The sequence below is a fragment of the Streptomyces aurantiogriseus genome, from assembly GCF_014649375.1.
Taxonomy (GTDB): domain Bacteria; phylum Actinomycetota; class Actinomycetes; order Streptomycetales; family Streptomycetaceae; genus Streptomyces; species Streptomyces aurantiogriseus.
This window is the reverse complement of sequence record NZ_BMSX01000018.1, coordinates 23,620-45,620: the sequence shown is the minus strand read 5'-3', so window position 1 is coordinate 45,620 and position 22,001 is coordinate 23,620. Positions and strand designations below refer to the sequence as shown.

Annotated in this window: 18 protein-coding genes; 8 read left to right on the top strand and 10 right to left on the bottom strand. The window is 71.0% G+C overall.

The genetic code is table 11. The annotated features are described in order from the left end of the window. Window positions 1–48: 48 nt before the first annotated feature. Window positions 49–1,098: an ABC transporter substrate-binding protein gene (locus IE263_RS32360; RefSeq protein ID WP_189941413.1), complete on the bottom strand. Its 1,050-nt coding sequence runs from the start codon at window positions 1,096–1,098 to the stop codon at window positions 49–51. Between the two features lie 281 nt (window positions 1,099–1,379). Here IE263_RS32360 and IE263_RS32355 point away from each other — a divergent pair, with 281 nt between their 5' ends. Next, the gene (locus tag IE263_RS32355) at window positions 1,380–1,913 is read left to right on the top strand and encodes a DUF6232 family protein (RefSeq protein WP_189941412.1); all 534 of its coding nucleotides are present in this window, start codon (window positions 1,380–1,382) and stop codon (window positions 1,911–1,913) included. 12 nt (window positions 1,914–1,925) lie between these two features. On the opposite strand, the gene IE263_RS48915 is transcribed toward IE263_RS32355, so the two are convergent. The 5 genes from IE263_RS48915 to IE263_RS32330 form a co-directional block, all read right to left on the bottom strand. Beyond that, entirely contained in the window at window positions 1,926–3,131 is a 1,206-nt protein-coding gene (locus IE263_RS48915) for a right-handed parallel beta-helix repeat-containing protein (RefSeq protein ID WP_229911291.1), read from the bottom strand. A 79-nt stretch (window positions 3,132–3,210) separates the two neighbouring features. Beyond that, window positions 3,211–4,371, bottom strand: coding sequence for an acyl-CoA dehydrogenase family protein (locus tag IE263_RS32345; RefSeq protein WP_189941411.1), 1,161 nt, complete (start codon window positions 4,369–4,371; stop codon window positions 3,211–3,213). 5 nt (window positions 4,372–4,376) lie between these two features. Next, window positions 4,377–5,360: a hydroxymethylglutaryl-CoA lyase gene (locus IE263_RS32340; protein ID WP_189941410.1), complete on the bottom strand. Its 984-nt coding sequence runs from the start codon at window positions 5,358–5,360 to the stop codon at window positions 4,377–4,379. Then, window positions 5,357–7,294: an acetyl/propionyl/methylcrotonyl-CoA carboxylase subunit alpha gene (locus IE263_RS32335; RefSeq protein WP_189941409.1), complete on the bottom strand. Its 1,938-nt coding sequence runs from the start codon at window positions 7,292–7,294 to the stop codon at window positions 5,357–5,359. Before IE263_RS32335 ends, IE263_RS32340 begins: the two co-directional genes overlap by 4 nt. Before the next feature lie 11 nt (window positions 7,295–7,305). Further along, window positions 7,306–8,922, bottom strand: a complete 1,617-nt coding sequence (locus IE263_RS32330) for a carboxyl transferase domain-containing protein (RefSeq protein WP_189941408.1) — start codon at window positions 8,920–8,922, stop codon at window positions 7,306–7,308. 96 nt (window positions 8,923–9,018) lie between these two features. On the opposite strand from IE263_RS32330, the gene IE263_RS32325 reads away from it, so the two are divergent. The 4 genes from IE263_RS32325 (at window position 9,019) to IE263_RS32310 (ending at window position 13,234) form a co-directional block, all read left to right on the top strand. Further along, on the top strand, window positions 9,019–9,615 hold the full coding sequence (locus IE263_RS32325; protein WP_189941407.1) for an SACE_7040 family transcriptional regulator: 597 nt from the start codon (window positions 9,019–9,021) through the stop codon (window positions 9,613–9,615). 853 nt (window positions 9,616–10,468) lie between these two features. Next, window positions 10,469–11,626, top strand: a complete 1,158-nt coding sequence (locus tag IE263_RS32320) for an acyl-CoA dehydrogenase family protein (protein ID WP_189941406.1) — start codon at window positions 10,469–10,471, stop codon at window positions 11,624–11,626. 35 nt (window positions 11,627–11,661) lie between these two features. Beyond that, window positions 11,662–12,528 carry an acyl-CoA thioesterase II gene (tesB, locus tag IE263_RS32315; RefSeq protein ID WP_189941405.1) on the top strand — a complete coding sequence of 289 codons (867 nt, stop codon included), beginning with the start codon at window positions 11,662–11,664 and terminating at the stop codon, window positions 12,526–12,528. Window positions 12,529–12,835: 307 nt separating this feature from the next. Beyond that, window positions 12,836–13,234, top strand: coding sequence for a hypothetical protein (locus IE263_RS32310; RefSeq protein WP_189941404.1), 399 nt, complete (start codon window positions 12,836–12,838; stop codon window positions 13,232–13,234). A gap of 83 nt (window positions 13,235–13,317) precedes the next feature. Here the strand turns inward: IE263_RS32310 and IE263_RS32305 are convergent, their stop codons facing one another. Beyond that, entirely contained in the window at window positions 13,318–14,106 is a 789-nt protein-coding gene (locus IE263_RS32305) for a phosphatase (protein ID WP_189941403.1), read from the bottom strand. 90 nt (window positions 14,107–14,196) lie between these two features. Continuing rightward, complete coding sequence (locus IE263_RS32300; protein WP_189941402.1) at window positions 14,197–15,888, bottom strand: helix-turn-helix domain-containing protein; 1,692 nt, start codon at window positions 15,886–15,888, stop codon at window positions 14,197–14,199. A gap of 219 nt (window positions 15,889–16,107) precedes the next feature. Here IE263_RS32300 and IE263_RS32295 point away from each other — a divergent pair, with 219 nt between their 5' ends. The 3 genes from IE263_RS32295 to IE263_RS32285 all read left to right on the top strand — a co-directional run bounded on the left by IE263_RS32295 (window position 16,108) and on the right by IE263_RS32285 (window position 20,292). Continuing rightward, window positions 16,108–17,568 carry a sodium:solute symporter family protein gene (locus IE263_RS32295; RefSeq protein WP_189941401.1) on the top strand — a complete coding sequence of 487 codons (1,461 nt, stop codon included), beginning with the start codon at window positions 16,108–16,110 and terminating at the stop codon, window positions 17,566–17,568. A 61-nt stretch (window positions 17,569–17,629) separates the two neighbouring features. Next, the gene (gene speB / locus IE263_RS32290; RefSeq protein ID WP_189941400.1) at window positions 17,630–18,610 is read left to right on the top strand and encodes an agmatinase; all 981 of its coding nucleotides are present in this window, start codon (window positions 17,630–17,632) and stop codon (window positions 18,608–18,610) included. Beyond that, entirely contained in the window at window positions 18,607–20,292 is a 1,686-nt protein-coding gene (locus IE263_RS32285; protein ID WP_189941399.1) for a thiamine pyrophosphate-binding protein, read from the top strand. Before speB ends, IE263_RS32285 begins: the two co-directional genes overlap by 4 nt. Before the next feature lie 58 nt (window positions 20,293–20,350). On the opposite strand, the gene IE263_RS32280 is transcribed toward IE263_RS32285, so the two are convergent. After that, window positions 20,351–20,971 (bottom strand): DUF7691 family protein, encoded by a 621-nt coding sequence (locus IE263_RS32280; protein WP_444545104.1) that lies wholly within the window; start codon window positions 20,969–20,971, stop codon window positions 20,351–20,353. A 208-nt stretch (window positions 20,972–21,179) separates the two neighbouring features. Further along, window positions 21,180–21,983 carry an endonuclease I family protein gene (locus IE263_RS32275; protein ID WP_189941397.1) on the bottom strand — a complete coding sequence of 268 codons (804 nt, stop codon included), beginning with the start codon at window positions 21,981–21,983 and terminating at the stop codon, window positions 21,180–21,182. Window positions 21,984–22,001: the final 18 nt, after the last annotated feature.

Below are 22,001 nucleotides of genomic sequence, written 5' to 3'. Positions count from 1 at the left end.
AGCCACAACCGGCCCGCAGCCGCCCACGCACCTCAACCACCCAGGTCGTCAGGCGACCTTCTTCGCCGTCTCCAGAGCCTTCGCGAGGTTCTCGAGAAGCGGCACGCACTTGTCGTACGACAGGATCGGCTCCGGCGACCGGGCGATGACCTGCCCAGCCTTGACGGCGGGCAGCTGCTTCCACGTCGGCTTCGTGATCGCCGCAGGCTGCAGCGCCTGGGACCGGTCGTCCAGCATGATGATGTCCGCCGGGTACTTGTCGACGTTCTCCCAGCTCAGGGACTCGAACCAGCCGCCGCCGGCCTTCTTCGCGCTCTCCGGCGGCTCGACGAAGTTCACGCCGAGGGCCTTGAAGTACTCCAGGTCGATGGAGAGGTTGGTGCCGGAGACGTAGAAGAGCTGGTCGGCCGCGGAACCGGCCAGGACCTTGATGTCGGGCTTGGCCTTGGCGGCCGCGCGCAGCCGGGTGGCCGCGGCCTCGAACCGCTTCTTGGCGTCGGTGACCTTGGTGGCGGCCATGTCGGCACCGAGGGACTCGGCGAGCTCCCACATGCGCTCCAGGGGCGCGGTGAGCTGACGGTCGTAGACGGAGATGCCGACGCTCGGGGCGAGCTTGGCGATCTTGTCCTTGGAGGCCTCGGGGACGTACCAGAGGGCGCCGGCGTTGTCGAACATCGTGGAGATGAGGACGTCGGGGGCGAGCGCCGCGTACTTCTCGACGTTGAACTCGTCCCAGACGTTGCCCAGGATCTCGACCTTGGTGATGTCCATGTCGCCGGCCTGGACGTCGGCCTTGCCGTCGGTGGTCTTGGTCGGGCCGAAAACACCCTTGACCTGGATGCCGTAGTCGTAAAGGGCGGCGGCGACGCCGGTGAACGCGACGATGTTCGCGGGGATCTTGTCGAGCTTCACCGTGGTGCCGCGGTCGTCCTTGAACGTCCACGGGCCGGACTTGGCGGAGGCGCTCGACGTCGATTCCGAGCCACTGCTTTTCGCGTCGTCGTCCCCGCAGGCCGCGAGGACGGCACCGAGACCGAGGGCGCCACCAGCGGCGATGATGCCACGGCGGGTGAGGTGGGTGGCTCTGGTGTGGGACATGAGTGTGGCTGCTTTCGAACGTGCGGATACCGCAGGACAATTCGAAGGTAGGTTAGCCTAACCTCAGATCCTGTCCAGGGGTGGGGGGTGTGATCCACATCCTGTGGGATGTCTGTGACCGTCCCGCTTCGGTCAACTTGCCGGAAGTAAAAGGGAGTTGGCCGTAAATCGCCTCTTGTTCAACCGGCTTCGAGCGCTTAATGGTCCTCACGCGGTCACGGGTGTATGTGCTGACGGGGGGACTTGTGGAGACCAAGGGAACTCTCGGCGGAGCGCTGCCGATGCCGACGCCTCCGAGACGTGCGGTCGGTGTCGACCTCAAGGTGAGCAAGCGGCTGCTGTGGGTCGGAGAGGCGGCCTATCCGCTGCACAACGTCACGCGGGTGCACACCCTCGTGCTCCGGCCGAAGCGGATGGAGGCCCTCACCGACTTCCTGAAGTGGACGGCCCTCACCGTCGTGGCGTCGGTCGTCATCCAGGTGGTCGCCGACGACGACAGCGTGCAGGTAATGCTGTTGCTTCTGGGGGGCGCGCTGGTGGTCTGGCTGTTCGTGCGGATGCTGAAGCTGTGGAGCGCGCCGGACGAACACGTCCTGGCCGTGGAGACGAACAGCGCCTCCACGGCCCTGGTGACGCTGCCCAACCCGGAGCAGCTGCGGCAGCTCGTCCAGTACATCGTCAACGCCATCGAGAACCCGGAGGCCGAGTTCCAGGTCCGGGTGGAGAGCCTGCAGATCAATCCGAAGAACTACCAGTACGGGGACACGGTCAACATGTACGGCGGGCTGGCCAACACGGGGGTCGTGAAGAAGTAGAGGGCGTCGGCCTCAGACGCTGAGGACGGCCCCGTTCTTCAGGAGGCGGTTGCCGCCGCCGTCGCGCCAGTCGGTCTCCACACCGTCCACGAACCCCGAACCGACCACTGTGAAGGCGGAGTTCGCGACGGAGACGCCGTACGCCGGGGAGGCCTGCTGGGCGCCGTCGTCGTCGTTGCCGGCGGTGACGAGGAGGCCGTCGGCGAGAACCTTGGCGGTGGAGTTCACCACCTTCAGCCCGGCGTAACCACCCCCGCCCTGGCCGCCGTTGCGGCCGTCGCGGGTCAGGCGGCAACCGCTGAGCTGGAGGATGCCCCGGCCGTCCTTGTTCTCCACCTTGATGCCGTCGTAGGTGTTGCGGTCGGTGGAGCAGCCGGTGAACTGCATGACCCCCGACCAGTCCTTGAGCAGGAAACCCTCCTTGCCCGACCACTCGGCCCGGCAGTTGGTGAAGGTGGAGTTGCCCGTGCCGGCGATCCACCAGCCGGCGCCGTTGCAGCCGAGGACGTACACGTCCTGGAGGACGGAGTCGGTGCAGTTGTTCAGCGCGATGCCGAAGCTGCCCGTCCACAGTACGGAGACCCGCTCGAAGTGCAGGCAGAACGGCGCCTGCGGCCCCTTCGGGACGGCCGTGTTGTAGGTGGTGTTGATGCCGATGCCGGTGACCTTGCGGACCTGTACGTCCCGCAGCTGGACGTGCTGGATCTGACCGACCGCCCGGATGCCGTCCACCTCCGCGCCCGCGCGGGGCAACGCGCTGCCGTCGATGGTCAGCTGGAAGATCCTCGGCTCCAGCGCCGGACGGGAGTAGCCGCCCTTCAGCTGGTCGAGGATCAGTACGACGGCCTCCCCGGTGAACCCGGGCAGAGGCTTCAGCCCGAACTCGGGATCGGGAGTGCCCCATTCGTTCTCGCCGCCGCCGTGGGTGCCCTGCAGGGTGACGGCCGGTGGTATCCGGATCGGCGCGCTCGTGCGGTACTGGCCGACCGGCAGGTACACGGTGTTGCCCGGCTCGCACGCGTCCAGGGCCTTCTGGATGGCCGCCGTGTCGTCGGTGGTTCCGTCGCCCTTGGCGCCGTAGGCGCGGACGTCGTGCCACCCCAGGTCCGTGGGCGTGGGTGCGGCCTCCTCGGCCGCCGACGCGGTGCCCGCCCCCGAGGCCGCGGCGAGGACGCCCGCCGCGGCCGAGCCCATGAACAGTCTTCGTGTGTGTCCCATGTGTGGAACAACCCCCCTCGTGATGGACGAGGGTTCACTTAAACATGCGTTCGAGCTCTACGTCATCATCCGTCTCGGCTCAGCCCGCAAGCCCCAACTCCCGTGCGATCAACATCCGTTGCACCTCGCTCGTCCCCTCCCCGATCTCCAGGATCTTGGAGTCGCGCCACATACGGGCCACCGGATACTCGTTCATGAAGCCGTAGCCGCCGTGGATCTGGGTGGCGTCGCGGGCGTTGTCGACGGCGATCGTCGACGAGTACAGCTTGGCCAGCGCCGCCTCTTTCTTGAAGGGCTCGCCGGCCACCAGCCGGGAGGCCGCGTCCCGCCAGGCGAGACGGGCGGTGTGGGCCTTCATCTCCATGTCGGCGATCTTGAACTGGATCGCCTGGTTGGCGCCGATCGGCCGGCCGAAGGCGTGGCGCTCGCGCGCGTACTTCACCGACTCGTCGACGCAGCCCTGGGCGAGCCCGGTGGCGAGTGCGGCGATGGCGATACGGCCCTCGTCGAGGATGCGCAGGAACTGGGCGTAGCCGCGGCCCTTCTCGCCGAGCAGGTTCGCCGCCGGCACGCGGACGTCGGCGAACGACAACTCACGGGTGTCCGAGGCGTTCCAGCCCACCTTCGAGTACGGCGCCGCGACCGTGAAGCCCGGGGTGCCCGACGGGACGATGATCGCCGAGATCAGCGGTTTGCCGTCCGGCTTGCGGCCCGTCACCGCCGTGACCGTCACCAGGCCCGTGATGTCCGTGCCCGAGTTGGTGATGAAGCACTTGGTGCCGTTGATCACCCACTCGTTCGTCGTCTCGTCCAGCCGGGCCGTCGTCCGCGTCGCGCCCGCGTCCGAGCCGCCGTCGGGTTCCGTGAGCCCGAAGGCGCCCAGGATCTCGCCGGAACACAGACGGGGAAGCCATTCCCGCTTCTGCTCCGCGGTGCCGAACAGATGGATCGGCATGGCGCCCAGGGAGACGCCGGCCTCCAGGGTGATGGCGACGGAGGAGTCCACCCGGGCCAGCTCCTCCAGCGCGATGCCCAGGGCGAGGTAGTCGCCGCCCATGCCGCCGTACTCCTCCGGGAACGGCAGCCCGAACAGGCCCATGCGGCCCATCTCGCGGACGATCTCGTAGGGGAACTCGTGCCGCTCGTAGAAGTCGCCGATCTTCGGCGCGACGACGTCGTGCGCGAACTCCTCCACCGTGCGGCGGAGTTCCTCCAGCTCAGGGGAGAGTCGGTGGTCCATGACGGTCACTGCTCCTTGTGGGCCTCACGGCCCTCTTGGCCCTCTGGGTCCTCGTGGGACAGGGCACGGACGGTGCGGGACGGGCTGGGCCGGCCCAGCTGACCGGCCATCCACGCGCTGGTGGCGACGAGACGGCCGAGGTCGACCCCGGTGTCGATACCGAGGCCCTGAAGCATCCACACGAGATCCTCGGTGGCGAGGTTGCCGGTGGCGGACTTCGCGAACGGGCAGCCACCGAGGCCGCCCGCGGAGGCGTCGACGGTGGTGACGCCGTGCTGGAGGGCGGCCAGGGTGTTGGCGAGGGCCTGGCCGTAGGTGTCGTGGAAGTGCACGCCGAGCACGGAGGTCGGGACGTGTTCCTCGTTGAGCGCGGCGAGGAGCTGGAGCACATGACCCGGGGTGGCGACCCCGATCGTGTCGCCCAGGCTCAGCTCGTCGCAGCCCATGTCGAGCAGGGCCCGGCACACCCGTACGACCTGGGGGACCGGGACCGCGCCCTCCCAGGGGTCGCCGAAGCACATCGAGAGATAGCCGCGTACGTGCACACCGTCGCCGTCGGCCTTCGCCCGCTCCACCACCGGCTCGAACATGGCCAGCGCCTCGTCCACCGTGCGGTTGAGGTTGGCCTTGGCGAAGGACTCGGTGGCGCTGGCGAACACGGCGACCCGGCGCGCCCCCAGCGCCAGGGCCCGGTCCAGGCCGCGCTCGTTCGGCACGAGCACCGGCAGCTCCACCGGCAGGCCGGAGACGAGCGGGAACAGCTGCTCGGCATCGGCGAGTTGGGGCACCCACTTGGGGTGGACGAAGCTGGTCGCCTCGATCGTCGTCAGGCCGGTGCCGGCGAGCCGGCGGACGAACTCCGCCTTCACCTGCGTCGGCACGGTCACCTTCTCGTTCTGCAGGCCGTCGCGCGCGCCGACCTCGTGGATCCTGACCCGCGTGGGCAGGCCGGCGGCCGGCACGGCCATGGGGAGTCCTCGTCCGGTCATGCCTCCACCTCCTCGTGCGGGGTGACGACGGCCAGGACCTGGTCCATGGCGACCGTCGTGCCCGGCGTGACGTCCAGTTCGGCGACCGTGCCGGCGTGCGGGGCGGAGATGACGTGCTCCATCTTCATCGCCTCCACCACCAGCAGGCTCTGTCCGGCGGCCACCTCGTCACCGACGGCGACCTTCACCACCGTCACCGTCCCCGGCATGGGCGCCGTCAGCGAGTCGGCGCCGGAGTGCGCTGCCCCCGTCAGGGACGCGGCCACCGGGTCGTGGTCGCGCACATGCCAGGCGTCGCCGTCGCGGCCCAGCCAGTCACCGGCCCGCCGGAAGGTGTGGCGGACGCCGTCGAGGGTGACGCAGACACGGTCGTCGGTGACGGTGTGGGCGCCGCGCACCGGGTGAGTGACGGGTTCGAGTCCAGGCACGCGCAGGGGGAAGTCCACCGGCCGGTGCTCCCCGCCCAGCCGCCAGCCGCTCGGCACGGAGAAGGGATCCGTCCAGCCGTCCCCGCGGGGCCTGAGCCCCTCCAGCCGTACGGCGGCGGCGGCCTCGTAGACCTCCTCCGGCACGTCGGTGGGGACCAGCTCGTCCACCACCCGCTCGACCAGCCCCGTGTCCAACTCGCCCGCCACGACCGCCGGATGGGCCAGCAGCCGACGCAGGAACCCGGCGTTGGTCTGCACACCCAGCGTGACCGTCTCCGCGAGGGCGGCCCGGAGTTTCCTGAGCGCGGTCGCCCGGTCGGGGCCGTACGCGATCACCTTGGACAGCATCGGGTCGTACAGGCTGCCGACCTCGGTGCCCTCGCTCAGCCCCGAGTCGGTGCGCACGCCGTCGCCCTGCGGCTCGTCCAGCCTGAGCACGGTCCCGCCGGAGGGCAGGAACCCGCGCGCGGGGTCTTCGGCACAGATGCGCGCCTCGACGGCGTGCCCGGTGAGGGCGATGTCGTCCTGCGTGTACGGCAGCGGCTCACCGGCCGCCACCCGCAGCTGCCACTCCACCAGGTCCAGGCCGGTGACGAGCTCGGTGACCGGGTGCTCCACCTGCAGGCGGGTGTTCATCTCCATGAAGAAGTACGACGTCGGGTCGCCGCCCGGGACGATGAACTCCACCGTGCCCGCGCCCCGGTACCCGCAGGAGCGGGCCGCCTGGACCGCCGCCTCGCCCATCGCGGCCCGGGTGGCCTCGTCGAGGAGCACGCTGGGCGCCTCCTCGATGATCTTCTGGTGCCGGCGCTGGAGGGAGCACTCACGCTCGCCCAGGTGGACCACATGGCCGTGGCCGTCGGCCAGGACCTGGATCTCGATGTGCCGGGGCCGGTCGATCCACCGCTCGACGAGGAGCGTGTCGTCGCCGAAGGAGGCGCGGGCCTCGCGGCGGGCGGCGGCGATCTCGTCCGCCAGCACGGCGGGGTCGCGGACCAGCCGCATGCCCTTGCCGCCGCCGCCGGCGCTCGGCTTGAGCAGCACCGGTGTGCCGATCTCGCGGGCGGCGTCCACGAGTTGGGAGTCGCTGAGCCCACTGCCGCTCGACCCGGGGACGACCGGCACGCCGGCCGTCCGCACGGTCTCCTTGGCGCGGATCTTGTCGCCCATGAGGGAGATCGCCTCGGCCGGCGGCCCGATGAAGACGAGCCCCGCGTCGGCGCACGCGCGCGCGAAGCCGGCGTTCTCCGCGAGGAAGCCATATCCCGGGTGGACGGCCTGGGCGCCGGTGCGGGCGGCGGCCTCCAGCAGCCGCTCGACGGACAGATAGCTCTCGGCGGCCGGCGCGGGGCCGATCCGTACGGCCGTGTCGGCCTCGCGGACATGCCGGGCGTCGGCGTCCGCGTCGGAGAAGACGGCCACCGAGCGCACGCCCAGCGAGCGCAGTGTGCGGATGACACGGACGGCGATCTCGCCCCGGTTGGCCACGAGCACGGTGTCGAACAAGGGTCCCCTCCTCACATCCGGAAGACGCCGAACTGGGGGTCACCCAGAGGCGCGTTGGCACAGGCGGTCAGCGCGAGACCCAGTACCTGGCGGGTCTCCAACGGGTCGATGACGCCGTCGTCCCAGAGGCGGGCGGTGGCGTAGTAGGCGTTCCCCTGGCGCTCGTACTGCGCCCGGATCGGGTCCTTGAAGGTCTCCTCGTCCTCCATGGACCACTCCTGGCCCCGCGCCTCCATCTGGTCCCGCTTGACGGTGGCGAGCACGGAGGCGGCCTGCTCGCCGCCCATGACCGAGATCTTGGCGTTGGGCCACATCCACAGGAAACGCGGCGCGTAGGCCCGCCCGCACATCGAGTAGTTCCCGGCGCCGTACGACCCGCCGACGACGACGGTCAGCTTCGGCACGCGGGTGCAGGCCACGGCGGTCACCATCTTGGCGCCGTGCTTGGCGATGCCACCGGCCTCGTAGTCCTTGCCGACCATGAACCCGGAGATGTTCTGGAGGAAGAGCAGTGGGATCCCGCGCTGGTCGCACAGCTCGATGAAGTGGGCGCCCTTCTGGGCGGACTCGGAGAACAGGATGCCGTTGTTGGCGACGATCCCGACCGGGTGGCCGTGGATCCGGGCGAACCCGGTGACCAGGGTCTGCCCGAACTCGGCCTTGAACTCGGCGAAACGGGAGCCGTCGGTGATGCGGGCGATGATCTCCCGTACGTCGTAGGGGGTACGGGAGTCGACGGGGACGGCGCCGTAGAGCCCGTAGGGGTCGACCTTCGGCTCGACGGCGGGCCGCACCTCCCAGGGAAGCGACGGGCGGGCCGGAAGGGTGGAGACGATGGTCCGCACGATCCGCAGGGCGTGCGCGTCGTCCTCGGCGAGGTGGTCGGTGACACCGGACACGCGCGCGTGGACGTCTCCGCCGCCGAGCTCCTCGGCGGTGACGACCTCGCCGGTGGCGGCCTTCACGAGGGGAGGGCCGCCGAGAAAGATCGTCCCCTGGTTCCGGACGATGACGGCTTCGTCGCTCATGGCCGGCACATACGCCCCGCCGGCGGTGCAGGACCCGAGCACGGCCGCGATCTGCGGGATCCCGGCCCCGGACATCCGGGCCTGGTTGTAGAAGATCCGCCCGAAGTGCTCCCGGTCCGGGAACACCTCGTCCTGCATGGGCAGGAAGGCGCCGCCGGAGTCCACCAGGTAGAGGCACGGCAGCCGGTTCTCGAGGGCGACCTCCTGCGCGCGCAGATGCTTCTTCACGGTCATCGGGTAGTACGTCCCACCCTTGACGGTGGCGTCGTTGGCGACGACGACGCACTCCCGCCCGCCGACCCGCCCGACCCCGGCGATGACGCCGGCGGCCGGGGCCTGCCCGTCGTACATCCCGTCGGCCGCGAGGGGCGCGAGCTCCAGGAAGGGCGACCCGGGGTCGAGGAGGGTGTCCACCCGGTCCCTCGGCAGCAGCTTCCCGCGCGCGGTGTGCCGGGCCCGCGCCTTCTCACCCCCGCCGAGCCGGGCGGCGGCGAGCTTTCCGCGCAGCTCCTCGACGAGCGCGAGGTGGGCTTGCTCGTTGGCCCGCCAGGCCTCCGACGCGGGGTCTGCCGCGCTCGTCAGCTCCGGTGCCTGATCCATCCTTGCGGTCCCCTCGCCCAGTGATCGACTGTTAATGAGCGTTAACCATTTCCTCCAGGTTAACGACCGCTAACCTCCCTGTCTAGAATTGCCTTCATGGCCACCAGAACCGACGCCCTCACCCGCCGCGAACAGATCCTCAAGGAGGCCGCGCGGCTGTTCGCCGAGCGCGGTTTCCACGGCGTCGGCGTGGACGAGATAGGCGCCGCCGTCGGCATCAGCGGCCCCGGTCTCTACCGGCACTTCCCCGGCAAGGACGCGATGCTCGCCGAGCTGCTGGTCGGGATCAGCGGCCAGCTGCTGAACGGCGCGCGGCGTCGCGTGCAGGAGTCCGACGGGGGTGGCCCCGAGGCGCTCCTCGACTCCCTCATCGAGGGCCACATCGACTTCGCCCTCGACGACCGTCCCCTCATCACCCTGCACGACCGCGAGCTGGACCGCCTCCGCGACAGCGACCGCAAGCTGGTGCGGCAGCTGCAGCGGCAGTACGTCGAGCTGTGGGTGGAGGTCGTCCGCGAGGTCTACCCCGACCTGACCGAGCCGACCGCCCGATCGGCGGTGCACTCGGTGTTCGGGCTCCTGAACTCGACGCCGCATCTGGGGCGGGCGGGGGTGTTGCCGGGCCGGGGGGCGACGGCGGAGCTGCTGCACCGGATGGCGCGGGGGGCCTTCGGCTCTGCGGCGGGGGTGTAGGGCCGGCCTGCGGCCGGGCCGGTGTCTCCCATCCGCACCGCCCGTGCGGGTGGCCTTTGTGTGTGTGGGGGGATCGGCGTTGGCGGCTGCGGGCGGTGGGTGTGGCACCCGGCCTGCGGCCGGGTCTGTGTTTCCCATCCGCACCGCCCGTGCGGGTTTCGTTGCCGGGTGCGGGTGGCCCTTGTGGGGGCTCAGCGCCGTTGGCGGCGGAAGGTTCGTCGTGGGGCGGGACTGTGGGCCTCCGGGTGTAGGGCCGTGGTGTCTCGGGGCGGAACTGCGGTCTCTCGGGGCGGGACTGTGGTGCGCCAGGAGGTGCGGGCTGTGGTGCCCCGGAGGCGCAGAGCCGCTGCGATGCCTGGGTATGTGGGGCTGTGGTGCCTTGGGCGCGGGGCTGCGGAGCCCCGGGGGTGCAGGGGGCGGAGGCCCCGCGGGGTCTGGGGTGGAGCCCCAGGGGTGCAGGGGACGGAGCCCCCGCCGGGGTCTGGGACGGAGTTCCCGCCGGGGTCTGGGTGGAGTTCCAGGGGGCGGGCCACTTCTTGTCCGAGTGAGTCGGGCGGGTGGTGGGCGAGTGCCCGGGTTTGGGGCGGAGCCCGGGTGGGGGTCGCTTCTTGTCCGAGTGGGTCGGCCAGGTGGGTGGGCGAGTGGTCGGGGTCTGGGGCGGAGCCCCAGGGGGTGGGTCACTCCTCACCCGAGTGAGTCGGGCGGGTGGGTGGGCCAAGAGGTGCGGTCCGCGGCGGAGCCCCCTTCGGCGTGACGAGCGTTACCACTGGAGCACCCTGGACGCACCCCGTACTCACCGGTACGGTGCTATGAGCAAGCGCTTAGACAGGCCGAGGTACGTGGAGGTGGCGGCGTGCGCCGTACGGTGTTCAACGAGGATCACGAGGCGTTCCGGGAGACCTTGCGCGCCTTCATCGAGGCCGAGGTCGTACCGGTCTACGACGAGTGGTTCGCCGCCGGCCAGGCGCCGCGCGACTTCTACTACAAGCTCGCCGAGCTGGGCGTCTTCGGCATCCGCGTCGACGAGGAGTACGGGGGCGCCGGCATCGACTCGTACAAGTTCGAGGCCGTCCTGTACGAGGAGACCGCCCGCGCGGGTGTCTCCTTCGGCGGCTCCGGCGTCCACGTCCTGCTCGGCCTGCCGTACATCAAGCTGCTCGCCACCGACGAGCAGAAGAAGCGCTACCTGCCGAAGTTCGTCTCCGGCGAGGAGATGTGGGCGATCGCGATGACCGAGCCGGGCACCGGCTCCGACCTCGCGGGCATGAAGACCACCGCCAAGCTCTCCGAGGACGGCACGCACTACGTCCTCAACGGCGCCAAGACCTTCATCACGGGTGGCGTGCACGCCGACCGTATGATCGTCTGCGCCCGCACCTCCGCGCCCACCGCCGAGGACCGCCGTCACGGCATCTCGCTCTTCGTCGTGGACACCAAGGCCGAGGGCTACTCCGTCGGCCGCAAGCTGGACAAGCTCGGCCTGAAGACCTCCGACACCGCCGAGCTGGCCTTCGTCGACGTCAAGGTCCCGGTCGAGGACCTCCTCGGCGAGGAGAACAAGGGCTTCTACTACCTCGGCCACAACCTGGCCTCCGAGCGCTGGGGCATCGCCTTCGGTGCCTACGCGCAGGCCAAGGCCGCCGTCCGGTTCGCCAAGGAGTACGTCCAGCAGCGCACCGTCTTCGGCCAGACCGTCGCGTCCTTCCAGAACACCAAGTTCGAGCTGGCCGCCTGCCAGGCCGAGGTGGACGCGGCCGAGGCCGTCGCCGACCGCGCCACCGAGGCCCTCGACGCCGGTGAGCTGACCCCCGCCGAAGCCGCCAGCGCCAAGCTGTTCTGCACCGAGGTCGCCCACCGCGTCATCGACCGCTGCCTCCAGCTGCACGGCGGCTACGGCTTCATGAACGAGTACCCGATCGCCCGCCTGTACGCGGACAACCGCGTCAACCGGATCTACGGCGGTACCAGCGAGATCATGAAGACGATCATCGCGAAGGACATGGGCCTGTAAGGTCCGCGAAATTACCTGCCAGTAGAAAAGGTGCCATGAACCAGGCACTACACGGTCTCCTCGATCTGCTCGACCTGGAGCAGATCGAGGAGAACATCTTCCGCGGCCAGTCCCGTTCCGCCGTCGTCCCGCGGGTCTTCGGCGGACAGGTCGCGGCCCAGGCGCTCGTCGCCGCCGGGCGGACGGTCCCCGCGGACCGTCCCGCCCACTCCCTCCACGCGTACTTCCTGCGCATGGGAGACCCGGGCGCGCCCATCGTCTACAACGTCGACCGCATGCGCGACGGGCGTTCCTTCACCACCCGCCGCGTCGTCGCGGTCCAGCACGGCAAGCCGATCTTCGCCCTGTCGGCGTCCTTCCAGACGTACGAGGAGGGGATGGACCACCAGGCCCCCATGCCCCCCGCCCCCGACCCGGCGACGCTCCCCACCTCCGAGGACCGCCTGCGCGGCTACGACCACCTCGACCCGGCGGTGGTGGAGCGGTTCCTGGAGGCCCGCCAGGCCGTCGACCTCCGCTACGTCGACGAGCCGCCGTACGGCAGGTTCGGCGAGCCCCGCGAACCACACTCCCAGGTCTGGTTCCGCACCAACGGCAAGCTGGCCGACGACCCGCTCCTGCACGTCGTCCTCGCCACCTACGTCTCCGACATGACGCTCCTGGACTCGATCCTCCTCGCGCACGGCCGCGGCGGCTGGGCGGTCGGCGACGTCGTGGGCGCCTCCCTCGACCACGCGATGTGGTTCCACCGCCCGTTCCGCGCGGACGAGTGGCTGCTGTACGACCAGGAGTCGCCGTCGGCGTACGGCGGCCGGGGCCTTGGTCAGGGGCGCATCTACACCCGGGACGGCCGGCTCGCCATCTCGGTGATCCAGGAGGGTGTGGTCCGGCTCCCCCGGTGACGGGCCGGCGCCGTGGGTCGGCCGAGATGCTGATGTGCGGTAGTGGTACTAGGCTCAATGACTGAAAGCCGCACGCACGGCACGCCCGGCCGACCGGTTCCCGAACAGAGCGGACCAAGGCCACAGCGATCGCCCGCGAGTCATGGCGGATGACCTGGAGGCGTCGGCGGTCGAGCCCGTGCTCCAGATGAACAACATGCGGTGACACTCAAAGACCCTGCCGCGATTTCTTCTTTGCGGCTGCGGCCATCCATTCCCGCGCTTCCTTCCGGGAAACGCGGGAGACGATGGGGTGAAAGGTATTCCCATGCGAGCACAACGCGCGAGGCGTCTCGCCGCGGCGTCCGCCGCCGGGCTGTTGATGGCAGGCGGCATAGCGGCCGGTACAGCGGGCACCGCCACGGCGTCCGCACCCACCTACGACCACAGTCGTTCCTGCGACGACGGTTGGTGGGACGACTGCGACGACCACAACGGTCGTGGCGGCAACGGTGACTACGGCGACCACGACGACAACGGTCGTGGCGGCAACGGTGACTACGGTGACCACGACGACAACGGTCGTGGCGGTAACGGTGACCACGGCGACAACGGTCGTGGCGGTAACGGTGACCACGGCGACAACGGCCGTGGCGGCAACGGTGACCACGGCGGCAACGGTGACCACGGCGGCAACGGCCGTGGCGGCAACGGTGGCCACGACTGACACGGCAACAACAACGGCGCGATGTGCGGTCCCGAACAGGGCCGCGCATCACGCCGTTTCGGTGCGCCGGGTCGTGAACCGGCCTACGCCAGCCCCGCCTCCGCCAGCAGATACGCCGTCATCGGGTCGTAGTGGCGCGGGCTGACCACGTGGTCGTCGAGGGGCACCGTCACCTGCACGGTTCCCTCCGCCTCGGCGATGAACAGCGCCGGGTCGTTGCAGTCGGCGTACCCGACGGAGTCGACGCCGTGCCGGCCGGCGTAGCCCGCCCAGCCGTGGTCGGCGACGACCAGGTCGGGCAGCGGGCGCCCCTCGCGCTCCAGCGCGGTCAGGATCGCCTTCATGGGTTCGCCCGAGTGGGTGTGCCAGAGGGTGGCGCCGTGCTCCAGAACCGCCACGTCCGCGAACTGCATGACGTACCCCTCGTCCGTCTGCAGCCCGTCCGGGATGACGACGATCTCGCAGCCGGCCGCGCGCAGGGCGGCGGCCGTGGCGCGGTGCACGTCGAGCAGACCGCCCGGATGACCGGTGGCGAACAGCACCCGCTGCCGGTCCTCGGCCGCCTTGCGCAGCCGTCCCGCCAGCCGGTCCAGCGCGTCGACGGTCAGCTCGGGGTCGATGGTGTCCTGGCCGTACCGGTACTCGGGGTCGTCGTTGACGCCGACCCGCTCCGCCATCACCGCGAGCACGTCCTGCTCGTCGGTCCAGCGGTCGCCGAGCTCAAGGCCGAGCCAGAAGTTGCGGACACCGTTGGCGAGCTGGCGGTAGTGGGAGAGGTTGTTCTCGCGCGGAGTGGCTACGTCACCCGCGATGCGGGTCTTCACAAGGTGCTCGACGAGCTCGGCGCGGCTGGGTGTCCCGGGTATCGGCATGGTGTCCATTGTGAGGCAGCCGCCAGTGGGAGTCTGCGGTGTCCCGGACGCTGGGACGTGGGTCACTCACCCTGACATGCGCCGTTGAACTCACCGTTGCCGCAGGGCGAACCACAGCTCCATCCGTACGTCCGGGTCATCCAGATCCGTCCCCAACAGGGCCGAGCAGCGCGCGATCCGCTGCCGCACGGTGTTGCGGTGGACACCCAGCGCCACCGCCGTACGGTCCCAACTGCCGTGGAGTGACAGCCACGTGCGCAGGGTGTCGGCGAGGGCCGCGTTCTCCCCGAGGGGCGCGAGGAGCGTACGGGCGTGCGCCTCCGCCTCGCCGGGCGGCAGCAGGTCGGCGAGCGCGGGCCGGGCGCCGTGCCGGACCAGCGGCGTACGGGTCGCCCGGGCCCGGGCCAGGGCACGCCCCGCCTGGGTGTCGGCCGCCGGCCACTCGCCCGGCCCCACGGCCGCGCTGACGCCCAGCGTCCAGCCCGCCTGCGCGACCGGCTCCCGTTCGGCCGGGACGAGCACCCGTACGACCCCGCCCGCGAGGTCCACCAGCGGCGACCCGAGGGCGGCACCCAGCGCGGAGGCGGCGACGGCGTCAGGGAGGTGTGGCGCGGGCCGCCCAGGGCGTGGGGCGCCCGGTGTGGCGTTCGGCTGCTCGAGGCGCCCGGCCGGGGCTGTCACCTCGGGGCGTTCGTGCCGTCGCGCGCCCGGTGCCGCGTCCGGCCGGCCGTGGCGTCCAGGCCCCGGCGGCGGCTCCGGCCGCTCGTCACGTCCCGGCCCCGCCGCCCCCTCCGGCACCCCGTGCACCACACGCCATCGTTCCCCGCCCAGCAGCGGCGCCACCGTCTCCGGCGGCGCCCCCAGCAGCAGCCGTACGAGCGCCGACGAGCGGGCCGCTCCCGTGCCGCTCCGGTGCTCGCCGGTGAGGAGGGAGAGGAGGACGGCGGCGACGGAGGCGATGGTGTGGTCCCCGGGATCGCGCCGGGGCGCGGCCACCCCGAGCACGAAACCCTGCCCGGCACCGAGGGCGTAGGCGGCGAGATGGGCCCCGGCGGCGGTGGTGTCGCTGGCGGTGGCGGAGCCCCGGCCGACGACGACCCGGACGAGCTCCGCCAGCGCCTCCCGCGCCTCGACCGACGGATCCCTGCCCGCCTCCGCGATCTCCGCTCCCTCCGGCCCGTACAGCACCGCCCATCCGCCCACCCGCTGGGCGAGCTGTCGCAGCACCGACGGCACCGGGTCCGGGCGGGAGGCGGCGGAGGCGAGGCTCTGCTGGGCCTCCGTCACCCGGCGCAGCTCGGCGTGGCGGGCCTGGGCCATGAGCTGCCAGACCGCGCGGGCCACCCCCGAGAACGTGGTCTGCGGCGGGACCTCCAGCAGCGGCAGCTCGTACGCGTCGCAGGCGGCGACCAGCGCGCGCGGCACGGTGTCGTGCACCGGCGCCAGCCCGAAGCCGAGCGCCGCACCGCCCGCCGCCACGATCCGGGAGACGTAGTCGTCGAAGTACTCCCCCGGTCTCGACTGCGCTCGACCGGGGGCACCCCCATCCGACCCCGCCGCCTCCGGGATGTGCACCCCCGCCGTCAGCAGCAGCTCGCCGCCCAGCAGATACGGGTACGGGTCGGCCATCTCCGAGGTGTGCGCCCCGTGGATGACCAGGCCGGGGTCGGACGGCCCGGCGATCTGGCGCAGGGCCAGGTCCTCGCGGGCCAGCAGCGCGGCCAGCGGGACCGGCGGTGTGGGCGGAACGGCGGGATCCGGCACGGTGTGCGTTCCTTCCATTCCGTACGGCTCCAGTGGATGAAACGTACACTTCGCAGTCGCTTTCCGGCCACCTAGGGTCGGTCCGGACCGGCAGCCGCGACGGGGGTCCCCCGCGTGAGCGCGTTCGAGCGTGGGGAGGGCGGATGTCCCCGCGAGCCGCTGCCGGCCGACTCCGTCCCCTGTGTCTCCCCGTATCCGCACGACACGCCACCGAGAGTGCGTGAAGGAGGGCCCCACATGGCCGTCGACTACATCGTGATCGTCGTCTATCTGGCCGGCATGCTGGCCATGGGCTGGTGGGGCATGCGCCGCGCCAAGTCGAAGAGCGAGTTCCTCGTCGCGGGCCGCCGCCTCGGGCCCGCCCTGTACTCCGGCACCATGGCCGCCATCGTCCTCGGCGGCGCGTCCACCATCGGCGGCGTGGGCCTCGGCTACCAGTACGGCCTCTCCGGCGCCTGGATGGTCTTCACCATCGGCCTCGGGCTCCTCGCCCTGTCGGTCTTCTTCTCGGCCCGCATCGCCCGCCTGAAGGTCTACACCGTCTCCGAGATGCTCGACCTGCGCTACGGCGGACGGGCCGGCGTCATCTCCGGCGTCGTCATGTGGGCGTACACGCTCATGCTCGCGGTCACCTCGACCATCGCGTACGCCACCATTTTCGACGTCCTCTTCGACATGAACCGGACCCTCGCGATCGTCCTCGGCGGCTCGATCGTCGTCGCCTACTCGACGCTCGGCGGCATGTGGTCGATCACGCTGACGGACATGGTGCAGTTCGTGGTGAAGACGATCGGCGTGCTGCTCCTGCTCCTGCCCATCGCCGTCGTGAAGGCGGGCGGCTTCGGCGAGATGAAGGCGAAGCTCCCCACCGAGTACTTCGACCCGCTGGGCATCGGCGGCGAGACGATCTTCACGTACGTCCTGATCTACACCTTCGGCATGCTGATCGGGCAGGACATCTGGCAGCGCGTCTTCACCGCCCGCAGCGACCGGACCGCGCAGTGGGGCGGCACGGTCGCGGGGACGTACTGTCTCGCCTACGCCCTCGCCGGCGCGGTCATCGGGACGGCGGCCAAGGTGCTCTACCCGAACCTGGCCTCCGCGGACGACGCGTTCGCGACGATCGTCAAGCACGAACTGCCCGTCGGCGTACGGGGCTTGGTGCTGGCGGCCGCCCTCGCGGCCGTGATGTCGACCTCGTCCGGCGCGCTGATCGCCTGCGCGACCGTCGCCAACAACGACATCTGGTCGCGGCTGCGGGGGATCGCCCACCGGCCCGAGGAGGCTCACGACGAGGTGAAGGGCAACCGCGCCTTCATCCTCCTCATGGGCCTCGCGGTGATCGCCACGGCGATCGCGCTCAACAACGTCGTCGAGGCGCTGACCGTCGCCTACAACCTCCTCGTCGGCGGCCTCCTCGTCCCGATCCTCGGCGGACTGCTGTGGCGGCGGGGCACCGCCCAGGGCGCCCTCGCCTCGGTGGCCGTCGGCGGCCTCACCGTCGTCGTCCTGATGGCCACCCACGGCATCCTCGCCAACGAGCCCGTCTACTACGGCCTGCTGTCCTCCCTGGTGGCCTACCTCGCCGTCTCCCTGGCGACCCCGCCCACGGACGCCGCCGTCCTCACCGCCTGGCGCGACCGTCTCGCGGGACGGGAGCCCGAACTCGTGTCCGACCCTGTCCCGGCTCCCCAGTAGAGTCGTACTCAGTAGTACAGAGCAGTACATACGCGACGACGCGTAGGAAAGAAGGCAGTTCATGAGCAGCAACGAGACGCCCCGCGGCCCGGTCGACTCCTCGCGGATCCCGCGCTACGCCGGCCCCGCGACCTTCGCCCGGCTGCCCCGCCTCGACGAGGTCGGCCGCGCCGACGTGGCGGTCGTCGGTGTGCCGTTCGACTCGGGCGTCTCGTACCGGCCGGGCGCCCGCTTCGGCGGCAACGCGATCCGTGAGGCGTCCCGGCTGCTGCGGCCGTACAACCCGGCGCAGGACGCCTCCCCCTTCGCCCTCGCGCAGGTCGCGGACGGCGGCGACATCGCGGTGAACCCGTTCAACATCAACGAGGCCGTGGAGACGGTCGAGGCGGCGGCCGACGAACTGCTGGGCACGGGCGCCCGGCTGATGACCCTCGGCGGCGACCACACCATCGCGCTCCCGCTGCTGCGGTCGGTCGCGAAGAAGCACGGCCCGGTCGCCCTCCTCCACTTCGACGCCCACCTCGACACCTGGGACACGTACTTCGGCGCCGAGTACACGCACGGCACGCCGTTCCGGCGGGCGGTGGAGGAGGGGATCCTCGACACCTCCGCGCTCTCCCACGTCGGCACCCGCGGCCCGCTCTACGGCAAGCAGGACCTGACCGACGACGAGAAGATGGGCTTCGGCATCGTCACCTCCGCGGACATCTACCGCCGGGGCGCCGACGAGGTCGCCGACCAGCTCCGCCAGCGCATCGGCGACCGGCCGCTGTACATCTCCATCGACATCGACTGCCTCGACCCGGCGCACGCGCCTGGCACCGGCACCCCGGAGGCGGGCGGCATGACCTCCCGCGAACTGCTGGAGATCCTGCGGGGCCTGGCGTCCTGCAACCTGGTCTCGGCGGACGTCGTCGAGGTCGCCCCCGCGTACGATCACGCCGAGATCACGTCGGTGGCCGCGTCCCACACGGCGTACGAACTGACCACGATCATGTCCCGTCAGATCGCCGAGGCCCGTAAGGAGATCGAGGGCAAGTGACCCACGACCATGACCTGGTGCTCCGCCCGACGGAGGCGCAGATCTCGGCTGCTCTGAACCCTCCCGCCGGCCGCAACGGCGGAGACCTGGTCGTGGAGACCCTGGCCGGGCTCGGCGCGACGACGGTCTTCGGCCTGCCCGGCCAGCACGCCCTCGGCATGTTCGACGCCCTGCGCCGCTCCGACCTGCGGTACATCGGCCTGCGGGTGGAGAACAACGCGGGCTTCGCGGCGGACGCCTACGGCCGCATCACGGGCGAGGCGGCACCGCTGCTGCTGTCGACGGGCCCGGGCGCGCTGACGTCACTGGCCGCTCTGCAAGAGGCGGCGGCGGCCAGCGCGCCGGTGCTGGCGATCAGCAGCCAGATCCCGACGGCCGGACTGGGCGGCGGCCGCCACGGCTATCTGCACGAACTCCCGGACCAGGCGGCCTCCTTCCGGGGCGTGGTGAAGTCGGTCCACACGGTCCGCACGCAGTCCCAGATCCCGTCCGCGATCGAGGCCGCCTGGAAGTCGGCGCTGACCGCCCCGCACGGCCCGGTGTGGGTGGAGATCCCGCAGGACGTCCTGCTGGCGCAGACCTCGATCCCGGTGGTGACGGGCGGGGACGCCTTCCCGGACGAGCTGCCGCCGCGCCCCGAACTCACCGCCGTGGCAGCCGACCTGCTCTCCCGCGCCGCCCGCCCGGCGATCATCGCGGGCGGGGGAGTGATACGGGCGGACGCGTCGGGCAAGCTGAGGCAGCTGGCCGAAATGCTGCAGGCGCCGGTCGTCACGACCCCCGGCGGCAAGGGCGCGTTCCCCTGGAAGCATCCGCTGTCCCTGCAGTCCTGGATCGAGGACCGCCACACGACGGACTTCCTGGAGGACGCCGACGTACTGCTGGTGGTCGGCTCGGGCCTCGGCGAACTCTCCTCGAACTACCACACCTTCAAACCGCGAGGCCGGGTCATCCAGATCGAGGCCGACCTCGGCAAGCTGGAGTCGAACCACCCGGCGCTGGGCATCCACGCCGATGCGCGGCTGGCGTTGCAGGCGCTGCTGGAGACGGTGGAGGAGCGCAAGGACGCGGAGGCTCCGGAACGCGTCCGCGCGCTGCTCGCGAAGGTCACCGACCGTATCGCCTCCCAGGAACTCACCCTGGAACAGGACGTGCTGGCGTCCGTCCGCAAGGCGCTCCCCGCCGGCTCCCCGTCCTTCTGGGACATGACCATCCTGGCCTACTGGGCCTGGTCGGCCTTCGACGCCAAGGGCCCCAACCACATGCACTCCGCCCAGGGCGCCGGCGGTCTCGGCTACGGCTTCCCCGCGGCCCTGGGCGCGGCGGTCGCCGACCCGACCCGCCCGGTCCTGGCGGTGTCCGGCGACGGCGGCGCCATGTACTCGATCGCCGAGCTGGCCACGGCCCGCCAGTACGACCTGAACGTCACCTGGCTCATCGTCGACGACGGCGGCTACGGCATCCTCCGCGAGTACATGACGGACACCTTCGGCCAGGCCACGGCCACGGAACTGACCCGCCCGGACTATGTGGCGCTGGCGGAGTCGTTCGGGGTACCGGGCGTACAGACGACTCCGCAGACGCTGGAGGCGGACCTGGCGAAGGCGCTGGGGTCGCCGGGGCCGTCGGTGGTCGTCCTCCCGGCGGTGCTGCGGATGTTCGCGCCCACGCATCTGGGGTGAAGGATCTCGGCCCGAGGTGATGGCGGACTGGGCCTCACACAGTGGCGCAGAACCGGTGTCAGCAGAACCAGAAGAAGATCGTGTCGTCCGTGCGGCCCAGCCTCTGTGTGGTCTCCCACTCCTCCGCCTCGAACCGCATCAGCTCGGCCAGTCGGCCCGCGGTCTCCGTGAACTCGGGGGCGAGGCGGTCGAGTACGGCCTCGTACGCCTCCGCGAGCGCGCCCGCCCGCTGTGCGGGCAGGACGCCGATCTGCGGCATGGCGTCACCGGGGTGCGGCAGCCGCAAGGGCGGTCCGCTGAAGATGAAGGAGGCCGGCCGCAGGTCCGACGGCACGCCGTGCCGGGCCAGTTCGCCGTCCAGCGTGTAGAACCACGACGGCCGCGACCACACACCGAGGTCGGTGGTGTCGGAGAAGTGCGGCGCCACCACCTCGTGGAAGGCGTACGTGTACGAGGGGCACAGATTGGCGCTGGGGGTCCCCTCCATCAGCTCCTCCAACGCCCGGCTCACCGGCACGTCCAGGACGATGCCCTGCTCGCGGAGCCGCGCGTCGGTCTTCTCGCACCGCTCCCGCACGATGCCGAGCATCCGCTCCTGCCCCTGCGTCCGTTGCACCGAGGTGAGCAGCCGTATCACGCTCCGCATGTCACCGGTGCTCATCTCCAGGCAGTGGCCCACTGGTTCCTCCCCCTCTTCCCCGTTTCCCCGTGTCCCCGTTCGCTGCGCGAGGCCCTGCCTCCATGATCCAGATGGGGTGGGAGGGCGTACGTGCCGGGGTGGGGGTGGGGGCGGGGCGCCGGACGGGCCGACGGGCCGTACGCCACAGGGGCCCTCCCGGGAGTTTCCGGGAGGGCCCCTGTGCTGACGTGTGGTGCCGTGCCGTGTCCTACCAGATCGCCTCGACCCACTCCGGGTGGTCGATGAACGGGTTCCGGTTCTTCTGGTAGGTGTCGTAGATGACCTGGTTGCGGCGCTCCTCGAAGGCGTCCGGCGGGTCCTCGTCGTTCCACTGCTTCAGGACGGAGAGGCGGCCGTGGTAGGGGACGCTGCCGTTGGTGACGAGGTCGTTGGGCTCGAGGTTGGGCCAGCCGTCGTCGCCCTCGTAGCGGACGGCCATGTAGAGGATCATGCGGGCCACGTCACCCTTGACGGCGTCACGCGGCTCGAAGGAGTTGGAGTCGGTGAGGCTGCCGCCGGAGTTGGTGAAGCTGCTGCCGCCGTTGTCGAAGTCCTTGTTGCCGCGGATGGAGTTGACCGTCACGTCCTCGGGGCGGATGTGGTGCAGGTCGGTGCCGGGGCCGGCCGAGGTGCCGAAGTCGCCGTGCGACTGGGCCCACACGTGCTCACGGTTCCAGTTGCCGCTGTTGCCGCCGTTCAGCGACTTGCTGCGGGAGATGCCGGAGTAGAGGAGCTTGACGTTGCTGCTGTTGTTCGGGTCCTGGTCGGTGACCTTCAGGGCCTCCCAGAGCGCCGAGTACGACAGCTTCGTCTGGGGGCTGATGATCGTGTGCAGGGCCGACTTCAGGCTCGTACCCGTCTTGCCGACCGCGTTCTTGTAGTACGTCGAGTCGTACGCCGTCGTGGTGGCCGCGGCGGGGGTCGCGGTGAGGGCGGGAGCGGTGAGCCCGACCATGACGGCAGCGGTGGCCAGCGCCACCGACTTCCATCGGCGTATGCGTGTCGCCAGCATGTGGGGTTCCGATCTACG